An 18456-nucleotide genomic window follows, 5' to 3' on the forward strand; every position below is an offset into this window, starting at 1 on the left:
GGGGTATGCCTCTGATTAAAGGTATATCTCATGAAAAAAACGACTTCACACAAGGCGGCCCGCCGTCCGGCAAAACAGACTGACCTTTATCGCCAGATCACCGACCGCATTGTTGTCGCGCTGGAAAACGGCGTCGCGCCCTGGCGTAAGCCGTGGCGCGCGGCTTCCGGCAGCGGTCTGGCCGGTCTGCCCCTGAATGCCACAACCGGACGTCACTACAGCGGCGTGAATGTCCTGCTTCTCTGGATGTCAGCGGAAGAGCAGGGTTTCCGCAATAACCGCTGGATGACTTACCGGCAGGCGCAGCAGGCTGGCGGGCAGGTGTGTAAGGGAGAGAAAGCCACCCTGGCGGTGGTTTATAAGGACTGGACGAAGCAGGCGGAGGATCGCGAAGGCAACCGCCTTTATGACAGTGACGGTAAACCGCTGATGGAAACTGTGCCGATGCTCAAACCCCTGCAGCTGTTCAACGCTGAGCAGTGTGAGGGGTTGCCGGCAGAGGTTGCGGCTTCTCCTGAACAGCCCCCGACGGTGGATGAGGACGGCATACTCTGTCCGGACGTGATGAACAGGGTGATCCGGATGTTTAACGCCACAGGGGTTAAACACCGGATGCTGCCTCAGAACCGGGCTTATTACCGCCCGCTGACGGATGAAATTGTGATGCCGGTGGCTGAGCAGTTTTTTACGGAGGCGGACTGCTGGTCCACGCTGTTGCATGAGCTGGTACACAGTACCGGTCATGCGAAGCGACTTAACCGGGAGGGGATAACCTCCTCATCCCGCAAGTTCGGGGATCCGGTGTATGCCTTTGAGGAGCTCATCGCCGAAATGGGCAGTGCGTTTTTGTGTGCCCAACTCGGGGTGTTCGGTGAGGTTCAGCACGACAGCTATGTGGACCACTGGCTGAAGGTGCTGAAATCTGACAAAAAGGCCCTGTTCCGCGCCTGCCGGCATGCCCGGGAAGCGTCGGAATATCTGCTGGCACTGCCTGAAAGTCAGGCTGTGGCGGCGTAATTAACTTATCCGGTGACGGTTATTCCGTAACTGTCGCCGTCCCGTGAGGACACCGCTCCTCACGGGGCTGTGTCCTCTTTTTTTTATGAAAGAGGAGTATTCACTATGTCCGAATGGTGTCATAACCGCCTGGAAATCACCGGTAAATCCGTCTGCATCGATGTCATGCTGCAGTGGATAAACGGCACTGACGTATCGCGTCACCGCCACGCCGTGCAGCAGAGCATAAAGCTGTTTCTGGCCGGCGCGGCGGGGATACTCAAGCCGGTGCGGACCACGTCGTATCCGCCCTGTCAGGGGCTGGTCCGTGCAGGCACAGGGCTTTCCACTGCGGCCAATCAGGCGTTTGAAAGCTGGCTGATATTGTTGCTGAAGGATGCTGTCCTCGATGCGGAAACTATCAGGGCCATTGACCGGCTGTATCACCAGTCAGGTCTTGGTGCGCTGAAATGGAAGAATATTCCCGACCCGGCACGTGAGGTTATGGCGAAGCTGATTGCCAGACAGTACACCGACTGGTTTGGTCTGGTCAGCGCCGGCGATGAGTCTGATGCCGCAACTGCCTGGGAGCGGCTCAGCCAGTATCCTGAACGCTCCCAGCCCTGCGATATGCTGGCCGTCATACCCACGCGGCTGGCAGCAGAGCTGAACGGTGCCGGTGGGCTGATGTCCGGTGTGTCGACCACAACCAGCCTCTACTGCCGGCAGTACGGCATGGAGTGGCCGGCCGGGCACAATGTCAACTGGCAGCGCCATACGCTAAACAGTCTTACGCTGCAGATGGATACGCCCTGGCTCCCACCGTCAGGTGAGGTTGTCGGGGAAATTTCAGCGGTGTTTGACTGCGAGGTGCGTCACAGCTACAGCGAGCCCGTGAGCGGGCTCAGCGGTTACGACTGCTATGACGGCGGTGAACATGTTGACGGACACAAAGGCGCGTCCGGCGCGCCTCAACCCGGACAGGTGCTTTATCTCGTCAGCGATGAGCCGGCGTTACCGGCTCAGGAAGCAGTATCTTATCGTGAGGTCCGGGGGTAAAAGCCTGTTCCTCCGTTAACCCAGCCACGGCTCTGCCGTGGCTTTTTTATCGTAAAAGCCAGATGACTTGAGAATCACACTCCTGACTAACATGTTAATCTCAGTTATGGAAAGTACTGCACAATTTTTTTAACGTAGGAAAGGTTTAACTTAAAAGACATACATTTTCATTGACGCATGAGCAGGGTGGTGATATTAAAAACAAAATACATTAGAAAAACTAAAACTATGCCTATTTTAATCAAAGAAGATTGCATTGATGATTTGATACATTCTCTACATGCGGAAATCTTAGAAAACGGTTCGTTAGTTTCTCCGACAAAGGGAGAAAACTACGAAATATTAGGGGCTTACCTTGTTCTTACCAATCCCATATCCAGAATTAGTAGAACTGAGTCACGCAGTAAAATAATCAGTTGCTTAGGTGAGCTGCTATGGTATTTTTCTGGACAAAATGAATTAGGTTTTATTAAGCATTATATTCCTAATTATCATGAATTTGCTGAGGTTGATGATAAAGTACATGGTGGTTATGGCCCACGTATAATGAATATGCATGGGAATATTAACCAGTTAAAGAATATCATTAATACCCTTAAAAAAAAGAACTCAACAAGAAGAACGGTAATCCAACTTTTTGATGCAAAGGATTTGGTCCCTGAAGATAAAAATATAGAAGAGTATAAGGATATACCATGCACAATTTCACTTCAGTTCATTATAAGAGAAAATAAACTAGAGTTATTTGTGAATATGCGTTCCAATGATGCTTTTAAGGGTTTTACACATGATGTATTTGCCTTCACTATGTTACAGGAGTTTGTAGCCAGATTGCTAAAATGCGAACTCGGTAATTATCACCATTATGTTGCGAGCATGCATATTTACAAGAGTGATGTTGATAAAATAAAAAACCTTCAAAATGAAGGTTTCATGAGTACAAAGCCGCTCATGAGAGAAATGCCTAATATAAGTGGGCTCGATTTTATTGACAAAATCATGACCATCGAGAAGTTGTTAAGGGAAGACAAGATGCTCGATATTTTTTCACTGGATATTGATGATTATTGGAAGGATCTATTTAGAATAATAAAGATTTATTTCTTACTAAAGTCAAAAAATCAAGTGGATAAAATTTTTGCCGACTATGAAATAAAGCAGCTTTCTAATACAAATTATAGACTTTTCTTTGAGAGTAGATAATATGAGCTATGAAAATACCAATCCGAGGCGTCATGTTGCTGTTCCAGATATTATCAAAAAACTTGAATATTTCTCTGAACATGATTTTTTGCTAAAAGGACTTAAAAGTGAAATGCATTTTGTTACTTTTGCAAAACAAATCGCTGACAGTATTAGAAGGATTGAATATGTAGAAAAGATTTCTCCTTCTCATAAAAAAATTCATGAACTTAGAGCAGATCCGAATTCTGAAATATTTGACCCATTGCGTGCAGCATATATACATCTAAATAAGGGGGAGTACGATGAAGCATGCTGGAATGTTTTTTTGGCTACTCACTTTGGCAAAAATATATCTACGAAATGGCAGCTGTGTCGTGATATTTATAGCGGATTAGGAACGGAAATATGGAGCTGGTATAAGATAACAGATGATTTTGTGGGTTTTGAAAAATGGTATAACGATGCTAGTCAAGAATTAGTCAGAAATAGCACTCTAAGACAATATGGCAATCATAGAAAGTATGAGACACTAAAGGCTAATTCAAAACGTTCAATACCAAAAGTATTTAGGTCTTATTTGGACTTTATAGGAAATACGAAAAGCCATGAAGCACGATTCGAGGAGGCAAAAACCATAGCTAAAACACCTGAAGATCTCTTCAGTCTGTTATATTCAAATATGAATTCAGTGCTTTCTTTCGGCAGAACTGCAAAATTTGATTATCTTACAATGCTAAAAAAAATATCATTACTCGATGTTGAACCAGGGCATTTATTCTTGCGCGGATCGACTGGGCCTGTAAAAGGTTGTAGGCTCTTGTTTAACGGAGATAAATTGAATGGGGATAGAGTGGATTTATTAGACGAGAAATTGAAAGCTCTTGCGGAAATATTGGATATTCCTTATTTAAAAATGCAAGTGCTTGAGGATTCTTTATGTAACTGGCAAAAATCCCCAAGCGAGTATTTATATTTCGGTGGTTAAAATATTAAATGATATCTTCTTTTTTATATCTCACCTTAAACTTATTAAGGTGAGTATAAGGGATGATTTCTCTATGCTGAAGATAACCTAAGCAAATCCCTTTAGAGACTCCGATCTTTCTTGCTATACGCAATATAGGTTTCCAGTTCTTTACACTACAATTTTCCAATTGCTTTCGGAATTCGCAAGGTATAAGCGTGTCTGCAGCGAAGCGATTGGCCTCTTGTTCATCTTTATTAGAAACATCGATATCTCCTTCAAGCCGCACGCTCAGTTCATCATGTAAGATTAAATGCCCTAGCTCATGGAAGAGTGTAAACCAAAAATGGTCATCAGTCAGATATCTGAAGCTAACAATGACAGTTGGTTTGTTGTATTCAAAAAAGCAAGTTGCCCCGCTTGCTCTGCATCCAGCTGGAGTAGGCAAAACAACAAAAGATACACCCGCACTTGCAAGTTTTTGTTCTAACGCAGGAATAAACGTACTCAATTTAGGTTCTGTCGTTAGTTTTCTTATCTCTGGGATTAGAGATTTTAATTTTTCTTTAGACCAGGCTACATGATCCCGTTGCTTACTGATTTGTGCAGCTCGTGTTAGCCAAGCTAAATCAGCCATAGGTTCCGTCTTGAAGCTTAAGGATTTTCTGAATGCAACAAGTGGAGCTTCAGTATTTATCTTATCGTAAAAATCTCTGACAGAGTTAATATCAAAAAATTCTAGGCATTTTTTTAACTTTAACTCTTTAGAACTGCATTTAGCAATCCACCCGAGTTTTGTCATATCTTTAACGGGAAGAGAGGCTAACCATTCATCATTAACATTATTGATGTAAGCTACTTGGGACCGATAAGCCATTTCCCTTTTTAACCAGAAGGAAATGGAGACGTTAAAAATATCCTGTAATTTTGTGGCAATAACTTCATCAAGGCAAATTTCACCCTTAAGCAGCTTTTGACCTTTAGGCAGGGGAAGTCCCATTTTTCTGCTTAGCTGCTCATCAGACAAACCGTGTTCATCCATCAGATCGATGATCGTGTCTCCGGGCGGGGAGACCCAGTCTGGGTTAAAGTCCTGAGTAACAATCATTTTTCTGTACCTATAAACATTAGCTTAATCCTTTTGACTAAGTCCCAATTTATTGTATTATCTGGATTTTTCGGGGGCTTGCTTTGGACGCAGATGAAACCAGCCTCGATATCAGCGTCTATCTTAATTATAATATATTCAACGTTATCGATAAAGCTAAACTGAGGTCTACTTACAGGTAGATCAGTCAGTTTTTCAGACACAGATATGTCTGAAAGGCGAGCTCTCAACTTAGTTGCAACTTTTACACCTAGTAAGGTATTAGCAAAGTGTTCGCTTGCACATAAATTCCTAAGATGTATGCTTTGAAATGAGATTTCGAGCATTTTTCAATTCAACTGTATGTTTTAATCTTTTATAGCAAATAAATCCAATAATCTCAAAAGATTGAACTTTTTTTTGAGTATAGATTATTAGCTTCTTTGATGGTAATCATGTAAAGTCTATATCTAAAATGAACCTAACTTATTAAGACCATGAAAAATAAACGCTTAGCTTCAAAAGCGATCATGTCGGTTTTAGCAGAAATGGATCGCCAGGATGAAAAATGGGGTGCTAACCGTGATTTGGATCCCTTTTTATGGGCTGCGATTCTTGGTGAGGAAGTAGGTGAATTTAACCAGTCAATTTTACATGATTTCTACGGTGGTAAGCATGCCGGCACAGCCCGAGAGGAGATGGTACAAATAGCTGCTGTAGCCATGCAAATTATTGAATTTTATGATAGAAAAAGCTGATTGAAACTCATATTTTCATTTATTCTTGGAATTGACCATTCATGTTAGAGGAGGTTACTTAGATTTCGCCTGAACTGGTGTGCCCGCATGAAGTAACCCCCCTCTTTTCAGAAACATTTCCTCACTAGACTTAAGCAATTCAATTTCTTAAAACAGTTTCTGGTTTTTCATATCGGTTTACTCTGGCCACTGTCAGTCTGGCATCTTCATATGCAGATTCCGGAGAACCCTATGACCTGGAAAACAACAGCTGAACAAAACGCCATCATCGAATGGAAGGGTAATCATCTTGTGGTAAATGCGTTTGCAGGCACAGGAAAAACCTCCACGTTAGTGAACTACGCTGAAGCCAACCCGGAAAGTAAGATGCTTTACCTCGCCTATAATCGCGCTGTGCGGGATGAGGCTGAACGCAAATTCCCATTTAACGTAGAGTGTAAAACGTCGCATCAGCTTGCATGGGCCCGTTTCGGCAGGCATTTTCGTGACCGGCTGACAGCCAGTCTGCGCATTACGGATGTGGCCAGAAAGCTCAATACCCGCCACTGGCCGCTGGCGCGGCTGGCGCTCAGCGGGCTGAACATGTTCCTCTGCAGTGCTGATCCCGAGCCGGGAATGATACATCTGCCGTCTGAGGATGATCGCCACGGTCTCGATGCAGGTAAAATTCTGGGGGCAATCCAAATCCTCTGGTATGAAATGAGCCGTACTGATTCAGTCTTTCCCGTCACGCACGACACCTACCTTAAACTGTTCCAGCTCTCTCATCCTGACCTGTCAAAACGCTGGGACACCATCCTCTTCGACGAGGCACAGGACGCCAATCCGGTGACCAGTGTGTTTGTACTAAATCAGCCCTGCCGGGTCATCCTGGTCGGCGACCGCTACCAGCAAATTTACCGGTTTCGCGGAGCGGATAACGCGCTCAATGCCCCTCAGCTGGCGCAGGCAGACAGATTGTGGCTGACAGCGAGTTTTCGGTTTGGTCCTGAGGTCGCGCGGATGGCCAACATCCTGCTGGAGCGTGCCGGAGAAGAAAAGCGGGTGACGGGTAACGGGGGGCAGGACGCCGTCGTCAGCAGCATCCCGGATGAGGCTGAGCACGTAGCTGTACTGAGCCGGACGGTGTCTGGCGTGATTGGCAGCGCCTTGACGGCAAGCCTCATGGAAAAAAAAGTCTTCTGGGTCGGAGGGATTGAAGGCTACAAAACGGAGGAGCTGGAAGACCTGTACTGGTTCTCCGCCGATATGCCTGTAAAGATGCAGTCCCCGCGCCTGAGCCGGGACTACCGGGATTTTGACGAGTACTGCTCGATAGCCAAAGCCACGCAGGACGTGGAGATGAACCAGGCTATTCGCCTGCTCGATGACTTTTTCCCGCTCCCTCAAAAGCTGGCCATTATGCGCCGTCAGGTAGTCACTCATGAAAAAGACGCTCAGGTCACGGTTTCAACCGCACACCGCAGCAAAGGGCTGGAATGGCCGGTGGTAATGCTGAGTGAGGATTTTACTGACATTACCGACCCGCTTCTTTCGGAGGATGAGCGGCAGGATGAGACTAACCTGCTGTACGTGGCTGTCACCCGGGCCAGAAGAACGCTTGTGCTTAACGAGCTGATGCGCTGGCTGAGCGATGAAGTCGGAAAAAACCGCGAGACGACGTACGAAACCGTACCGTCCGGAAATGGAGAGAGCGCCGACAGGCACGAAGAAACGGGAAAAACTTCTGAGAGTGAGTAACTGGTTTTTTATGGTGAAGCGCGAGGAGTGTCACAACACTGGGCAGCCCTATACCAGGAGAAAATCATGCGCGACAGAATCAGGACCCTGAGGTTTCTGTTTTCAAAAGGTGAACCGGAACCAGTACATCATGTATCCGTTGTCACACCTGCCGGCTACCACACTCCGCGTACGGTCGATACGCTGTGCCGTAGTCCGTTAAGAAAAACCTGCCTGCAACAAATATGGGAAAACAGCTCACTTCCGGCGGATGTTTATCACCGGCTTTATATAACGCCAATGCATGGCTTACTGGCCAGGGTACAGAATGTGCCGGCAACACAGCAGGGAAAGTGGTCGCAGTCAGACGGCTTCGGGGACCTTACGCTGCAGTTCACAACCTGTGCGGTCAGACTGGCTAAAGGATACATGTTTCCACCCGGCGCTGCGCCAGAAGAGCAGGCAGAGCAAAACGTGATGTGGAATGCGGTCATTTTCTGGTCTGCACTGTTCTGGCATTTGCCGCTCCTGGCGTCTCTGGAGGGTGAGTTGCTTGACGGTAAACGCTGGCTTCCGGGAATAACCGTTCCGGACTCGCCTTATCGATTTCGCTTCCGTGAAGCTGACAACTCTTCAGCTTTTGCAGCGCTGGCAGCCGGACAACTTATGCCAGCAGAGGCTACAGGATGGCTGGCAGAAAATCCCGAAGCTCTGGGTAATCTTGCCGGTTCCTTATGGAATCAGCATCCGGCGATGCCACTTATCAGAAGCTTAATGAAGCAAGCTGCCGAAAAGGTGGAATCGCCTTCGCTGGAGGTATCCGGGGCAAATGAGAAAGTTAACACCCTCATAGAGCCGGCTCTTTCAGTTCCGCAAACGCCGTCTGATCAAGAGATTGAATTAGAACCGTCAGAAGAAACAACACTGAAAACTACATCGCCAGAAGCTGCAGATTTGCAGGGAATTCAACTCGCATCTTCTATTGCACCGGTGCCGATGGCTGATGGCAGCAATCTCGTCAGCAATGAAAAGGCAGGCGAGAGTACGGAATGTGATCCAAACGAAACAGAGAAGGCTGATACAGAGATGCTGCTAAGCCTTTTCAGTGCCATTGAAGAGCCTGATATGACCGGGACTGAAGCATGTGATGAAGAGTCTTCAATCAGTACGAGAACAGAAAATGAGCCAGAATTTTCCCCCCTTAATGAACTACTTCCAGATGCTGATAAGCCTGAGATAAATCAGACAGTAGCAGAAGACTCTTTCCCTGAACACGCTGTAGAGGATAACATCCCTTTACACAGCATTAACATTGACGCACAAAAAACAGTGATAAAAAAACAGACTGGCACTGAATTTCTCAGGTGGCTTTCTGAAGGACTTAAGAGCAAGCGAATTGACATTAATCAGCCTGATTCGAGGGCGCATGCAGTTGCAGGGTTCATCTTTCTCAGGGTTCCGGACATATTTTATCTTTACATCAGAGAAAGCGGAGCAGAGCTAAGCAGGGATACCATACAAATGGAATTTGAGAAGCTGCATATTCACAAGGTGCGCCGGGGAGAGCGTTTTATTAAAGCGAAACTGTACCACTCTCCTGGCAAAGAAGGCACGTTTAAACCTGTAAGTGGATATCTTGTCAAGACTACACACCTTTTCAGAGGAGCGTCTTCCCCTGAAGACAGCGGGCTTCTGTCTTTCCTGTGAAGGAGGGGCAGTCCATGAGGGCCCTTAAGGGCAGCTTGATTTAGAAAAAGGAAATGCTGTATGTCTGACAAAAACCATTATACGACATGGGAAGAATTGCTTGAGGAGTACTTCTTCGCCCGAAACCTGCGCGCTGCAACAGAATGGAGCTACGCAAAGGTTGTAAAGGGGTTCCTGAAATTTACGGGGGCTGACATAACCCCATCAATGGTTACTCATCATGAAGTTCTAAGATGGCGGCGATATGTACTCAGAGAAAAACAACAATCGGCGCAGACCTGGAACAATAAAATTGCACATCTCAGGGCCCTCTATAACTATGCTATGGAAAGTGGTTTATTGCCTGCGGGCAAAAACCCTTTTAACAACTGCACTGTACAGCGGGACAGAAAGAAAAAACGGACTTTAAACCGCTCTCAGCTAACCCGCCTTTATCTGATAATGCAGCAGGCTGAAATTGAATCCAACCGGAAAATTTTCGCACGTGGCGGGCGGAGTGCGCTTTACCCGGCTTGGTTCTGGATAACCGTCCTGGATACGCTCAGATATACGGGAATGAGGCAAAATCAACTGCTGCATATTCAGCTCAGGGACGTCAATCTGACAGAAGGCTATATAGATCTGCGCCTTGAGGGGAGTAAAACGCACAGGGAATGGCGCGTTCCCGTTGTTAAGCAGCTGCGTTTGCGGCTACAGCTTCTTCTTACACGGGCAACGGAGGCTGGAGCCGGGCCAAAAGATAACCTCTTCGATGTCAGTTTTTACATTGCCGGGAAAAAAGCAAAATTTGACAGAAATGATGTGACAGTGATGCATCAAAAGATCCGCTCCTTTTTTCGCCGTCTGTCAAAGGAATGTGGTTTTGCCGTTTCGCCGCACCGTTTCAGACATACCCTGGCTACAGAACTGATGAAAGCACCGGAAAGGAATCTTCAGCTGGTTAAAGATTTACTGGGTCATCGTAGCGTAAGCACAACAATGGAATATGTGGAACTCAAGATGGACATTGTGGGAAAAACACTGGAAGAAGAATTGTCCCTGCACACAGATCTCTGTGTAGAAAGGGAATTACAACTATTGACACAAAACTGATTGACTGGGATTATTGCCAGTGATCGAGAGAAGGGAGCCTGCGCGAACAGGCTCCCTCACTTGAGGGACTGATTCAGAAACGTTAACCAGTGCAGATACGCCTACACCGGAGGACATTCCGTAATGACCGGCCCCTGTATTAACCGCCCGTTAAGGTTCTCATCTCCTAACCAGCGTGCTTTGATGCAAAATTAGTGGTGCCCGGACTCGGAATCGAACCAAGGACACGGGGATTTTCAATCCCCTGCTCTACCGACTGAGCTATCCGGGCAACGAGGCGCATTAAACCCGATTCGCTTCGCTTCGTCAACGAAATTTCTTCAAATCAATGCAGACTGCACAATCTATCACCACATTGCTGCTAATGCACGCATTCTCAGGCAAAAAATGCCGTCCAGGCGGCGGAAAGCGGCATTGCCAGCAGCAGGGCAGGAAGCATATTCACAACCGCAAACATCTTGATGCCACAAATACGCAAACCGGTTGCTAGCAGCAATAGACCGCCTACGGCGCTGAAATCGGCCATCATAGCTGGCGTCGTCAGGGGTAAAATCAGTGCTGCACAGGTGGCAAGCGTTAACTGGATTGCCAGCATCGGCATGCAAATGGCGGATACCGCGATTCCTAATGAACAGGCAAAAATGATGGCCGTGAAGAAATCCAAAAATGACTTGGCGATTAAAATATTCGGGTCGCCGGTCATCCCTTCATGTATCGCACCGAAGATCCCGGTACCGCTGGCGCAAAACAGCACAATGATAGCCACATAGCTTTGAATAAAGGATTCGTGCGTAACGTTGGCGTCCGAGCGGGTGAAAAGCTGCTGCGCTTTGGCTACCGCAGCATTGATCCCTTTTTCCAGATGACAAAACTCGCCAATTAACGCGCCGACGAGCGTTGCCAGAACCATCACCGGTAGATTGGCGCATTTGATAACCAGCAAGATACCAATCCCTAACGAGGCCAGCCCGAAAATAGAGGTCATGGAGACCCGAATGCGTTCTGGTATATGCTGGCTGAGCAGCGCGCCGAGAATGCCACCAAATAAAATGGCGCTGGCATTAATAAAGGGTCCGATTACCACATTTGCTCCTGCATACCCATCATCGTCTTGATACTAAAGGCAATTAGCTGGGTGAAATTATGTTTCAGATTGCATTATTATGCCGCAACTTTCAGACGAAATGCTTGCTTATCTGTAAGGTTTTCGCACAGGATTTTATCTTGCGCCTGTAAGTGAAAGGTGCCATGATTGCGCGAATTTTCTTCTGTCTGAATGGGGCTGCCTGGGATGATATTACTCCCCCTACATCGCCTTCAACATCGCCTTTTTGCGCGACGTTTGCCCCTTCCCGCGACTTATCTTTACGCTCCCACCATGCGGTGAGGGCAGCGCACGCTCACTGCAGGATAACAGTAAAATCAGAGGCTATCTGCTTTTACTGATGTCTGGCGGGCGGGGCTGGTAACCAGTTTGACCTGTCATTTCGTGGGCAAAGCCATGCGGCGTTGTCCGGGACTTTTGATTTTCCCGAAACGGGTTATTGCGCTTATGAAATCAATGAAAATTGCCGCCAGTAGTGAACTGGTTTCTCGTCTGTCCAGCCATCGTCAGGTGGTGTCGCTGGACAGTACTGATTTTACTGACGTTGCGGCAGTCGTCATTACCGTTGCGGACAGCCGCAGTGGGATCCTGGCTTTGCTGAAACGCACCGGTTTTCATCTACCGGTGTTTCTGTTCGCAGAGTCTGATGTTGATGTGCCTGCGGGCGTTAATGCGGTAATTCGCGGTCAGGCTCAGGACTGGCTGGAGCTGGAATCTGCTGCCTGTCAGTATGAGGAAGAGCTGCTGCCGCCGTTCTATGACACGCTTACCCAGTATGTCGAAATGGGGAACAGCACGTTTGCCTGCCCGGGACACCAACACGGTGAGTTTTTTAAGAAGCATCCTGCGGGCCGACATTTCTATGAGTTCTTTGGTGAGAATCTGTTTCGCGCGGATATGTGCAACGCTGACGTTAAGCTTGGCGATCTGTTGATTCATGAAGGATCAGCGAAACATGCGCAGAAATTTGCTGCGAAAGTTTTCCACGCGGATAAAACCTACTTTGTGCTGAATGGGACCTCTGCGGCCAATAAAGTGGTCACCAATGCGCTGCTGACGCGCGGCGATCTGGTGCTGTTTGACCGCAACAATCATAAATCGAACCACCACGGGGCGCTGATCCAGGCGGGTGCTACGCCGGTTTATCTGGAAGCGGCGCGTAATCCGTTTGGCTTTATTGGCGGCATTGATGAGCACTGCTTTGATGAGGAGTATCTGCGCCAGCAACTTCGAGAAGTTGCGCCGCAAAAGGCTGATCAACTGCGCCCGTTCCGTCTGGCGATCATTCAGTTGGGTACCTATGACGGTACGATCTACAACGCCCGGCAGGTGATCGACAAGATCGGTCACCTGTGCGATTACATCCTGTTTGATTCCGCATGGGTCGGTTACGAGCAATTTATCCCGATGATGGCCGATGGGTCGCCGCTGCTGCTAGAGCTCAATGCTAACGATCCGGGGATCTTTGTCACTCAGTCGGTACACAAACAGCAGGCCGGATTCTCGCAAACCTCGCAGATCCATAAAAAGGATAACCATATTCGCGGCCAGGCGCGCTTCTGCCCGCATAAGCGTCTGAACAATGCGTTTATGCTGCATGCTTCCACCAGCCCGTTTTACCCGCTGTTTGCGGCGCTGGACGTTAACGCCAAAATCCATGAAGGCGAGAGCGGCCGTCGGCTATGGGCGGAATGTGTGACGCTGGGGATCGAGGCCCGCAAAGCGATTATTACCCGCTGTAAGCTGCTTCAACCGTTTATTCCTCCGGTAGTGGATGGCAAACCGTGGGAAAGCTATCCGACACAGGTGATTGCCAGCGAGCGTCGCTTCTTTAGCTTTGAACCTGGTGCTAAATGGCATGGTTTTTCTGGATATGCGCGCGACCAGTATTTTGTCGATCCCTGCAAACTGCTGTTAACCACTCCGGGCATTGATGCGCAAACCGGGCAATATACTGAGTTTGGCATTCCGGCGACGATTTTGGCGCATTATCTGCGTGAAAACGGTATCGTGCCGGAGAAATGCGACCTTAACTCGATTCTGTTCCTGCTGACCCCGGCAGAAAGCGCTGAGAAACTGGCGCAACTGGTCGCGATGCTGGCGCAGTTTGAACAACATATTGAAGACGATACGCCGCTGGCAAACGTACTGCCCACCATCTTCAACAAGTATCCGGTACGTTACCGGGATTACACGCTGCGTGAACTGTGTCAGGAGATGCACTCACTGTACGTCAGCTTTGATGTGAAAGATCTGCAAAAAGCGATGTTCCGTCAGGAGAGTTTACCTGCCGTGGCGATGAACCCGCAGGATGCTAACAGCGCCTTTATCCGCGGTGATGTTGAACTGGTGCGTATTTGTGATGCCGCTGGTCGCATTGCGGCAGAAGGCGCGCTGCCTTATCCTCCGGGCGTACTGTGCGTGGTACCGGGCGAAGTATGGGGCGGGGCGGTGCAACGTTACTTCCTGGCATTGGAAGAGGGCATAAACCTGCTGCCGGGCTTCTCGCCGGAGCTGCAAGGGGTTTACAGTGAAACGGATGCAGACGGTATTAAACGTCTGTATGGATATGTTCTGAAGTAAGCGTCATCTGACCAAATAGGGCCACCATCAGGTGACCCTATTTAATCAATAAAGATTAGTGCGCGATAGTCTGGGCGCCTGCCGGAACGCGTACGTGTTTGTATTTAAACAGCGCAACGAAGGCAAAAGCCAGAACCAGCGAGTAACCTGCGAAGATCAGCCACACGGTCTGCCAATCGGTAATACCGTTCAGCGTATAGTGTTCAACTACTTTACCGCTCACCAGACCGCCCAGAATACAACCGAAGCCGTTGGTCATCATCAGGAACATGCCTTGTGCGCTGGCGCGGATTTCAGGGCGAACTTCTTTCTCTACAAACACGGAGCCAGAGATGTTGAAGAAGTCGAAGGCGCAGCCGTAAACAATCATCGACAGAACCAGCAGCACGGTACCAAACGGTGTTGGATCGCCGTAGGCAAACAGGCCAAAGCGCAGCATCCACGCCACGATACTGATAAGCATCACGTTCTTAATACCGTAACGGCTTAAGAAGAACGGGATGGTCAGGATAAACAGCGTCTCGGAGATCTGCGAAATCGACATCATCACCGACGCGTGTTCAACGATGAAGCTGCCGGAGAACAGCGGATTGTTATCGAAGCTGTGCAGGAAGGTATTACCGAACATATTGGTAATTTGCAGCTCTGCGCCCAGCATCATAGAGAAGATGAAGAAAATCGCCATACGCTTGTTTTTAAACAGCGCGAAGGCATCCAGGCCCAACATGGAAGACCAGCTCTGGTTTTTCTGCTGATTGGCGACCGGGATATGCGGCAGCGTCAGGGTAAACAGCGCCAATACGACGGACAGCGTCGCGCCGATATACAGCTGCATATGGCTCAGTTCAAAGCCGGAGAAGCTTACCGCCCACATCGCCAGAATAAAGCCGATGGTGCCCCAGATACGGATTGGCGGGAAGTCTGTAACAATATCCATCCCGGCTGATTGCAGGCGATAGTAAGAGATGGTGTTGATTAACCCCAACGTTGGCATATAGGCCAGGGAGTTAAGCAAGATCACAAAGAACATGGCACCTGGCGTGGTGACTTCGGCTGCGGCGAACAGCGTTGCTGCGCCGACCAGGTGACAAATGGTGTACACCCATTTTGCACTGATCCATTTGTCAGCCACGATCCCTAACAGCGTAGGCATAAACACGGCGGCGATCCCCAGCGAGCTGTACACCGCGCCAATGGATGCACCATCAAATTTAAGGGTGACAAACATATAGGAGCCGAGGGTAGTGAGCCAACTACCCCATAAGCAGAACTGCAGAAACGAGAGAACTTTCAGCTGCAGCTTAAGATTCATGTTAATTTCCTCACACCGTAATGCGGATGAATGTTTTAAAAGGCACATTTGCCGTGGCTATATGATGTGATTCTATCAACGAGAGGCACTCTTTTTTTGTTACCTGTGACAAATATTTGCAAACAATTTCGGATTGCAAAGCAAAAGAGTGATGGAGTTAACGTTTTTCCTCCTTCAGGCCCCCGTTTTAGGGGGCAAGAGAGGGATACATTAGCGGCGACGATATGATTTTTGTGCGGAATTGACCTTGTAAAGATATCGGCGTGATTCAGCAGATGGGTGTCGGGTGGTCAGCGTTTGATAAACGTCCCCAGGGGACATGCTGTTAATGATGTTTGCGGCCTGAATTTTATCGTTCGAGAACACGCGCAGCACGCTGCCCGCACCGCCGTTATACGCGGTGATCACCGCATAGCGACGTGAGGTCGGATTATCAATGCCGCCCAAATAGACATTATTCAGCATTGCCAGATAGGCAGTACCGGTATCAATGTTGCTGGCCGGGTCAAACAAGAAGCTACGGCTTGGCGTGCCTGAGCGCCCCTGGGAACGGAACACATCTTTTCCGGCGCTGTGTTGTACCACCTGCATGAGTCCCAGCGCATCGGCATGGCTGACCGCATACGGGTTAAACGAGGATTCGGTTTGCATGATGGCCAGAATCAGTGACTCGTCGACGCCATACTTACGTGAAGCCTGACGTACCATGCCGACGTATTTATGCGCGCGCTTATCAAGGTGGTTCGGGACCAGATTGAGCGTCACGCTATAGATGATACGCAAGCCATTGCTGCGCTTTTTCAGTCGCGTTTGTAGCAGGTAGTTGGCAAAGTTGGTTGCACGTCCCTCCCAACGAATAGGCTGGCCGGTATTATCGACTACCTGCCCGTACAGGAACGGCTCTTTGGAAATCTTAATGTCGTCGACATCGGAATAGAGGTCGATAGAACCCGGATCATCACCCATCAGCAACGTCTTGATAATCGCTCGACGCAGATGTCCGGCGGGATCTGTCCCGGCAATGGTCTCGACGGTTATCGTACCGTCATCAAAATTGATATGGCTGCGGGTTTGATACTGATCGGTATACTTTACGTAGTCCTTCGGACCCGCAATCAGCACTTCCTTAAATCCCCACAGATTCTCAATGTTATGGGCAAATTGCCCCATCAGAATATCAAAACCGTTGGTATCCTTGACCCAGGCTTCGTTATAGGAATCGCCTTTTTTGGTCGAACTGGAACAGGAGATGAGCAACGGCGCGATAACGGCAAGCGCGAGAAATTTTTTCATCATTCCGGGAGTGCGTGTTGTGTTTGTTGTTGTATCGTTTTGCCGGATGGCGGTGCAAGCACCCTATCCGGCCTACGAGATTGCCAGCAAGCGATGCTTATTTTTTTTCTTCAGGCGTATAGCCTTCAATATGCACATCCTTACCTTCAAACAGGAAGTTAATCATCTCCTGTTCCAGTAACTTACGGTGTTCAACGTTCATCATATTGAGTTTCTTCTCGTTAATCAGCATGGTTTGTTTATGCTGCCATTGCGCCCATGCTTCTTTAGAAATCTCGTTATAGATGCGTTTTCCCAGATCGCCCGGGTACAGCTGAAAATCCTGTCCTTCTGCTTCGCGTTGCAGGAAAGTGCAAAAAATCGTTCTGCTCATAAAAAATCCTCTTTATCGACCGGTACGTTAAACCTGTGTGCCGGCACGTAATTGCTGTAACAAACGCTCCACGGGGGCCGCCAGTCCGACCGACGGCGGTTGCGCTAAGTTATACCAGAGCGCGTTGCCTTCATCCATGCATGAGGTGAATGAGGACACGGGAAGCCACATAGGCACAATATCTAAGTGGAAATGGCTAAAGGTATGGCGAAACGCATTAAGTTGGGTCAGATTATCTGCGTTAATTTGCCGTTGCGCCAGCCAGTCGCGTAGCCCATCCTCATCATCAAACTGCGGAAAACAGTATAAGCCACCCCATAAGCCGCTGGGTGGTCGCTGCGCGAGCAACACCTCGTTTTCATGCTGCATCAGTAAAAAATAGCCCGTCCGTTCTGGTAATGTCTGTTTGGGCTTTTTACCCGGGTACAGCGCCCAGCTTGCATTGGCGCTCGCCACACAGCCATTTTCCAACGGACACAGGGAACATTTGGGTTTTGAGCGCGTACAGACCATGGCGCCTAAATCCATCATCGCCTGATTAAACCGCTCCACCCCATGGGCTGGCGTAACCTGCTCGCTCAATTCCCACAGTTTCTTTTCGACCTCTTTTTTACCCGGCCAGCCGCTTACAGCATAACAGCGAGCCAGCACTCGTTTGACGTTACCGTCAAGAATCGGAAAATGCTGACCCAGGGAGAGAGAAAGGATCGCGCCTGCAGTTGAACGTCCGACGCCTGGCAGGGCGGCCACTTCATCAAAGGTTTGCGGGAATGAGCCGCCGTGCAGCGTCACAACCTGTTGCGCGGCTTTATGCAGATTACGCGCTCGGGCGTAATAGCCCAGCCCGGTCCATAAATGCAGGACTTCATCCAGCGGCGCATGGGCTAAATCCGTTACCGTTGGGAAGCGCGCCATAAAGCGCTCAAAGTAGGGGATAACGGTCGCAACCTGAGTTTGTTGCAGCATCACCTCAGAGAGCCATACTTTGTAAGGCGTCTTATCAATTTGCCAGGGCAGCGTTTTCCGCCCGTATTTGTCGTACCAGCTCAAAACCTGAGCCGAGAATTGAGACGCTTGCATGATTACCGTTTCATTATTGCCGGGGGCAAGATTGCAGCACAGCGGCAACGGGGTGTAAACCGGAACTTTCCGCTGCTCACTTTCTTCCTTTACTTGCATCCGGCAACTAACTTTGGATAATGCCCGTTTTCAGAACTCAAACA

The 18456-nt window shown here is 48.6% G+C and carries 15 protein-coding genes and 1 tRNA gene; 9 read left to right on the forward strand and 7 right to left on the reverse strand.

The genetic code is table 11. The features are described 5' to 3' along the window. Positions 1-30: 30 nt before the first annotated feature. The 4 genes from HV229_RS04260 to HV229_RS04275 all read left to right on the forward strand — a co-directional run bounded on the left by HV229_RS04260 (position 31) and on the right by HV229_RS04275 (position 4225). Positions 31-1017, forward strand: coding sequence for an ArdC-like ssDNA-binding domain-containing protein (locus tag HV229_RS04260; protein WP_042998082.1), 987 nt, complete (start codon positions 31-33; stop codon positions 1015-1017). 105 nt (positions 1018-1122) lie between these two features. Beyond that, positions 1123-2055 carry a DUF1281 domain-containing protein gene (locus HV229_RS04265; protein ID WP_042998081.1) on the forward strand — a complete coding sequence of 311 codons (933 nt, stop codon included), beginning with the start codon at positions 1123-1125 and terminating at the stop codon, positions 2053-2055. 189 nt (positions 2056-2244) lie between these two features. Beyond that, positions 2245-3258 carry a thymidylate synthase gene (locus HV229_RS04270; protein ID WP_229532635.1) on the forward strand — a complete coding sequence of 338 codons (1014 nt, stop codon included), beginning with the start codon at positions 2245-2247 and terminating at the stop codon, positions 3256-3258. A gap of 1 nt (position 3259) precedes the next feature. Continuing rightward, positions 3260-4225, forward strand: a complete 966-nt coding sequence (locus HV229_RS04275) for a hypothetical protein (protein WP_045332305.1) — start codon at positions 3260-3262, stop codon at positions 4223-4225. 4 nt (positions 4226-4229) lie between these two features. Here HV229_RS04275 and HV229_RS04280 read toward each other — a convergent pair whose 3' ends face one another. Further along, the gene (locus HV229_RS04280; RefSeq protein ID WP_042998080.1) at positions 4230-5312 is read right to left on the reverse strand and encodes an XRE family transcriptional regulator; all 1083 of its coding nucleotides are present in this window, start codon (positions 5310-5312) and stop codon (positions 4230-4232) included. Between the two features lie 476 nt (positions 5313-5788). On the opposite strand from HV229_RS04280, the gene HV229_RS04285 reads away from it, so the two are divergent. From HV229_RS04285 to HV229_RS04300, 4 genes are all read left to right on the forward strand, one after another. Then, the gene (locus HV229_RS04285) at positions 5789-6049 is read left to right on the forward strand and encodes a MazG-like family protein (RefSeq protein ID WP_045332302.1); all 261 of its coding nucleotides are present in this window, start codon (positions 5789-5791) and stop codon (positions 6047-6049) included. A 231-nt stretch (positions 6050-6280) separates the two neighbouring features. Next, a complete protein-coding gene (locus tag HV229_RS04290; protein ID WP_042998077.1) occupies positions 6281-7789 on the forward strand; it encodes a UvrD-helicase domain-containing protein in 1509 nt (502 codons plus the stop codon). Positions 7790-7855: 66 nt separating this feature from the next. Beyond that, positions 7856-9475, forward strand: a complete 1620-nt coding sequence (locus HV229_RS04295; protein WP_042998076.1) for a TraI domain-containing protein — start codon at positions 7856-7858, stop codon at positions 9473-9475. A gap of 60 nt (positions 9476-9535) precedes the next feature. Continuing rightward, the gene (locus tag HV229_RS04300) at positions 9536-10567 is read left to right on the forward strand and encodes a site-specific integrase (RefSeq protein ID WP_031624621.1); all 1032 of its coding nucleotides are present in this window, start codon (positions 9536-9538) and stop codon (positions 10565-10567) included. 195 nt (positions 10568-10762) lie between these two features. Here the strand turns inward: HV229_RS04300 and HV229_RS04305 are convergent. Together HV229_RS04305 and HV229_RS04310 are read right to left on the reverse strand one after the other, a co-directional pair. Then, positions 10763-10838: transfer RNA gene (locus HV229_RS04305), tRNA-Phe, on the reverse strand. A 105-nt stretch (positions 10839-10943) separates the two neighbouring features. Further along, a complete protein-coding gene (locus tag HV229_RS04310) occupies positions 10944-11651 on the reverse strand; it encodes a DUF554 domain-containing protein (RefSeq protein ID WP_047357842.1) in 708 nt (235 codons plus the stop codon). Between the two features lie 468 nt (positions 11652-12119). Between HV229_RS04310 and HV229_RS04315 the strand changes: the two genes are divergently transcribed. Next, positions 12120-14255, forward strand: coding sequence for an ornithine decarboxylase (locus HV229_RS04315; protein WP_181546956.1), 2136 nt, complete (start codon positions 12120-12122; stop codon positions 14253-14255). 55 nt (positions 14256-14310) lie between these two features. Here the strand turns inward: HV229_RS04315 and HV229_RS04320 are convergent, their stop codons facing one another. From HV229_RS04320 to mutY, 4 genes are all read right to left on the reverse strand, one after another. Then, positions 14311-15567: a nucleoside permease gene (locus HV229_RS04320; RefSeq protein ID WP_016157449.1), complete on the reverse strand. Its 1257-nt coding sequence runs from the start codon at positions 15565-15567 to the stop codon at positions 14311-14313. 210 nt (positions 15568-15777) lie between these two features. Then, entirely contained in the window at positions 15778-16863 is a 1086-nt protein-coding gene (gene mltC / locus HV229_RS04325) for a membrane-bound lytic murein transglycosylase MltC (protein ID WP_181546958.1), read from the reverse strand. A 94-nt stretch (positions 16864-16957) separates the two neighbouring features. After that, positions 16958-17233, reverse strand: coding sequence for an oxidative damage protection protein (locus HV229_RS04330; RefSeq protein WP_016154409.1), 276 nt, complete (start codon positions 17231-17233; stop codon positions 16958-16960). Between the two features lie 27 nt (positions 17234-17260). Next, positions 17261-18313, reverse strand: a complete 1053-nt coding sequence (gene mutY, locus HV229_RS04335; RefSeq protein WP_049268553.1) for an A/G-specific adenine glycosylase — start codon at positions 18311-18313, stop codon at positions 17261-17263. Between the last annotated feature and the right edge of the window lie 143 nt (positions 18314-18456).

This window comes from Citrobacter sp. RHBSTW-00524 (genome assembly GCF_013747755.1).
GTDB classification, from domain to species: Bacteria; Pseudomonadota; Gammaproteobacteria; order Enterobacterales; family Enterobacteriaceae; genus Citrobacter; species Citrobacter braakii.

Coding starts and splice junctions, on each gene's coding strand:
- HV229_RS04260 (WP_042998082.1), top strand. CDS start 31: ATGAAAAAAACGACTTCACACAAGGCGGCCCGCCGTCCGGCAAAACAG.
- HV229_RS04265 (WP_042998081.1), top strand. CDS start 1,123: ATGTCCGAATGGTGTCATAACCGCCTGGAAATCACCGGTAAATCCGTC.
- HV229_RS04275 (WP_045332305.1), top strand. CDS start 3,260: ATGAGCTATGAAAATACCAATCCGAGGCGTCATGTTGCTGTTCCAGAT.
- HV229_RS04280 (WP_042998080.1), bottom strand. CDS start 5,312: ATGATTGTTACTCAGGACTTTAACCCAGACTGGGTCTCCCCGCCCGGA.
- HV229_RS04285 (WP_045332302.1), top strand. CDS start 5,789: ATGAAAAATAAACGCTTAGCTTCAAAAGCGATCATGTCGGTTTTAGCA.
- HV229_RS04290 (WP_042998077.1), top strand. CDS start 6,281: ATGACCTGGAAAACAACAGCTGAACAAAACGCCATCATCGAATGGAAG.
- HV229_RS04295 (WP_042998076.1), top strand. CDS start 7,856: ATGCGCGACAGAATCAGGACCCTGAGGTTTCTGTTTTCAAAAGGTGAA.
- HV229_RS04300 (WP_031624621.1), top strand. CDS start 9,536: ATGTCTGACAAAAACCATTATACGACATGGGAAGAATTGCTTGAGGAG.
- HV229_RS04315 (WP_181546956.1), top strand. CDS start 12,120: ATGAAATCAATGAAAATTGCCGCCAGTAGTGAACTGGTTTCTCGTCTG.
- HV229_RS04320 (WP_016157449.1), bottom strand. CDS start 15,567: ATGAATCTTAAGCTGCAGCTGAAAGTTCTCTCGTTTCTGCAGTTCTGC.
- mltC (WP_181546958.1), bottom strand. CDS start 16,863: ATGATGAAAAAATTTCTCGCGCTTGCCGTTATCGCGCCGTTGCTCATC.
- HV229_RS04330 (WP_016154409.1), bottom strand. CDS start 17,233: ATGAGCAGAACGATTTTTTGCACTTTCCTGCAACGCGAAGCAGAAGGA.
- mutY (WP_049268553.1), bottom strand. CDS start 18,313: ATGCAAGCGTCTCAATTCTCGGCTCAGGTTTTGAGCTGGTACGACAAA.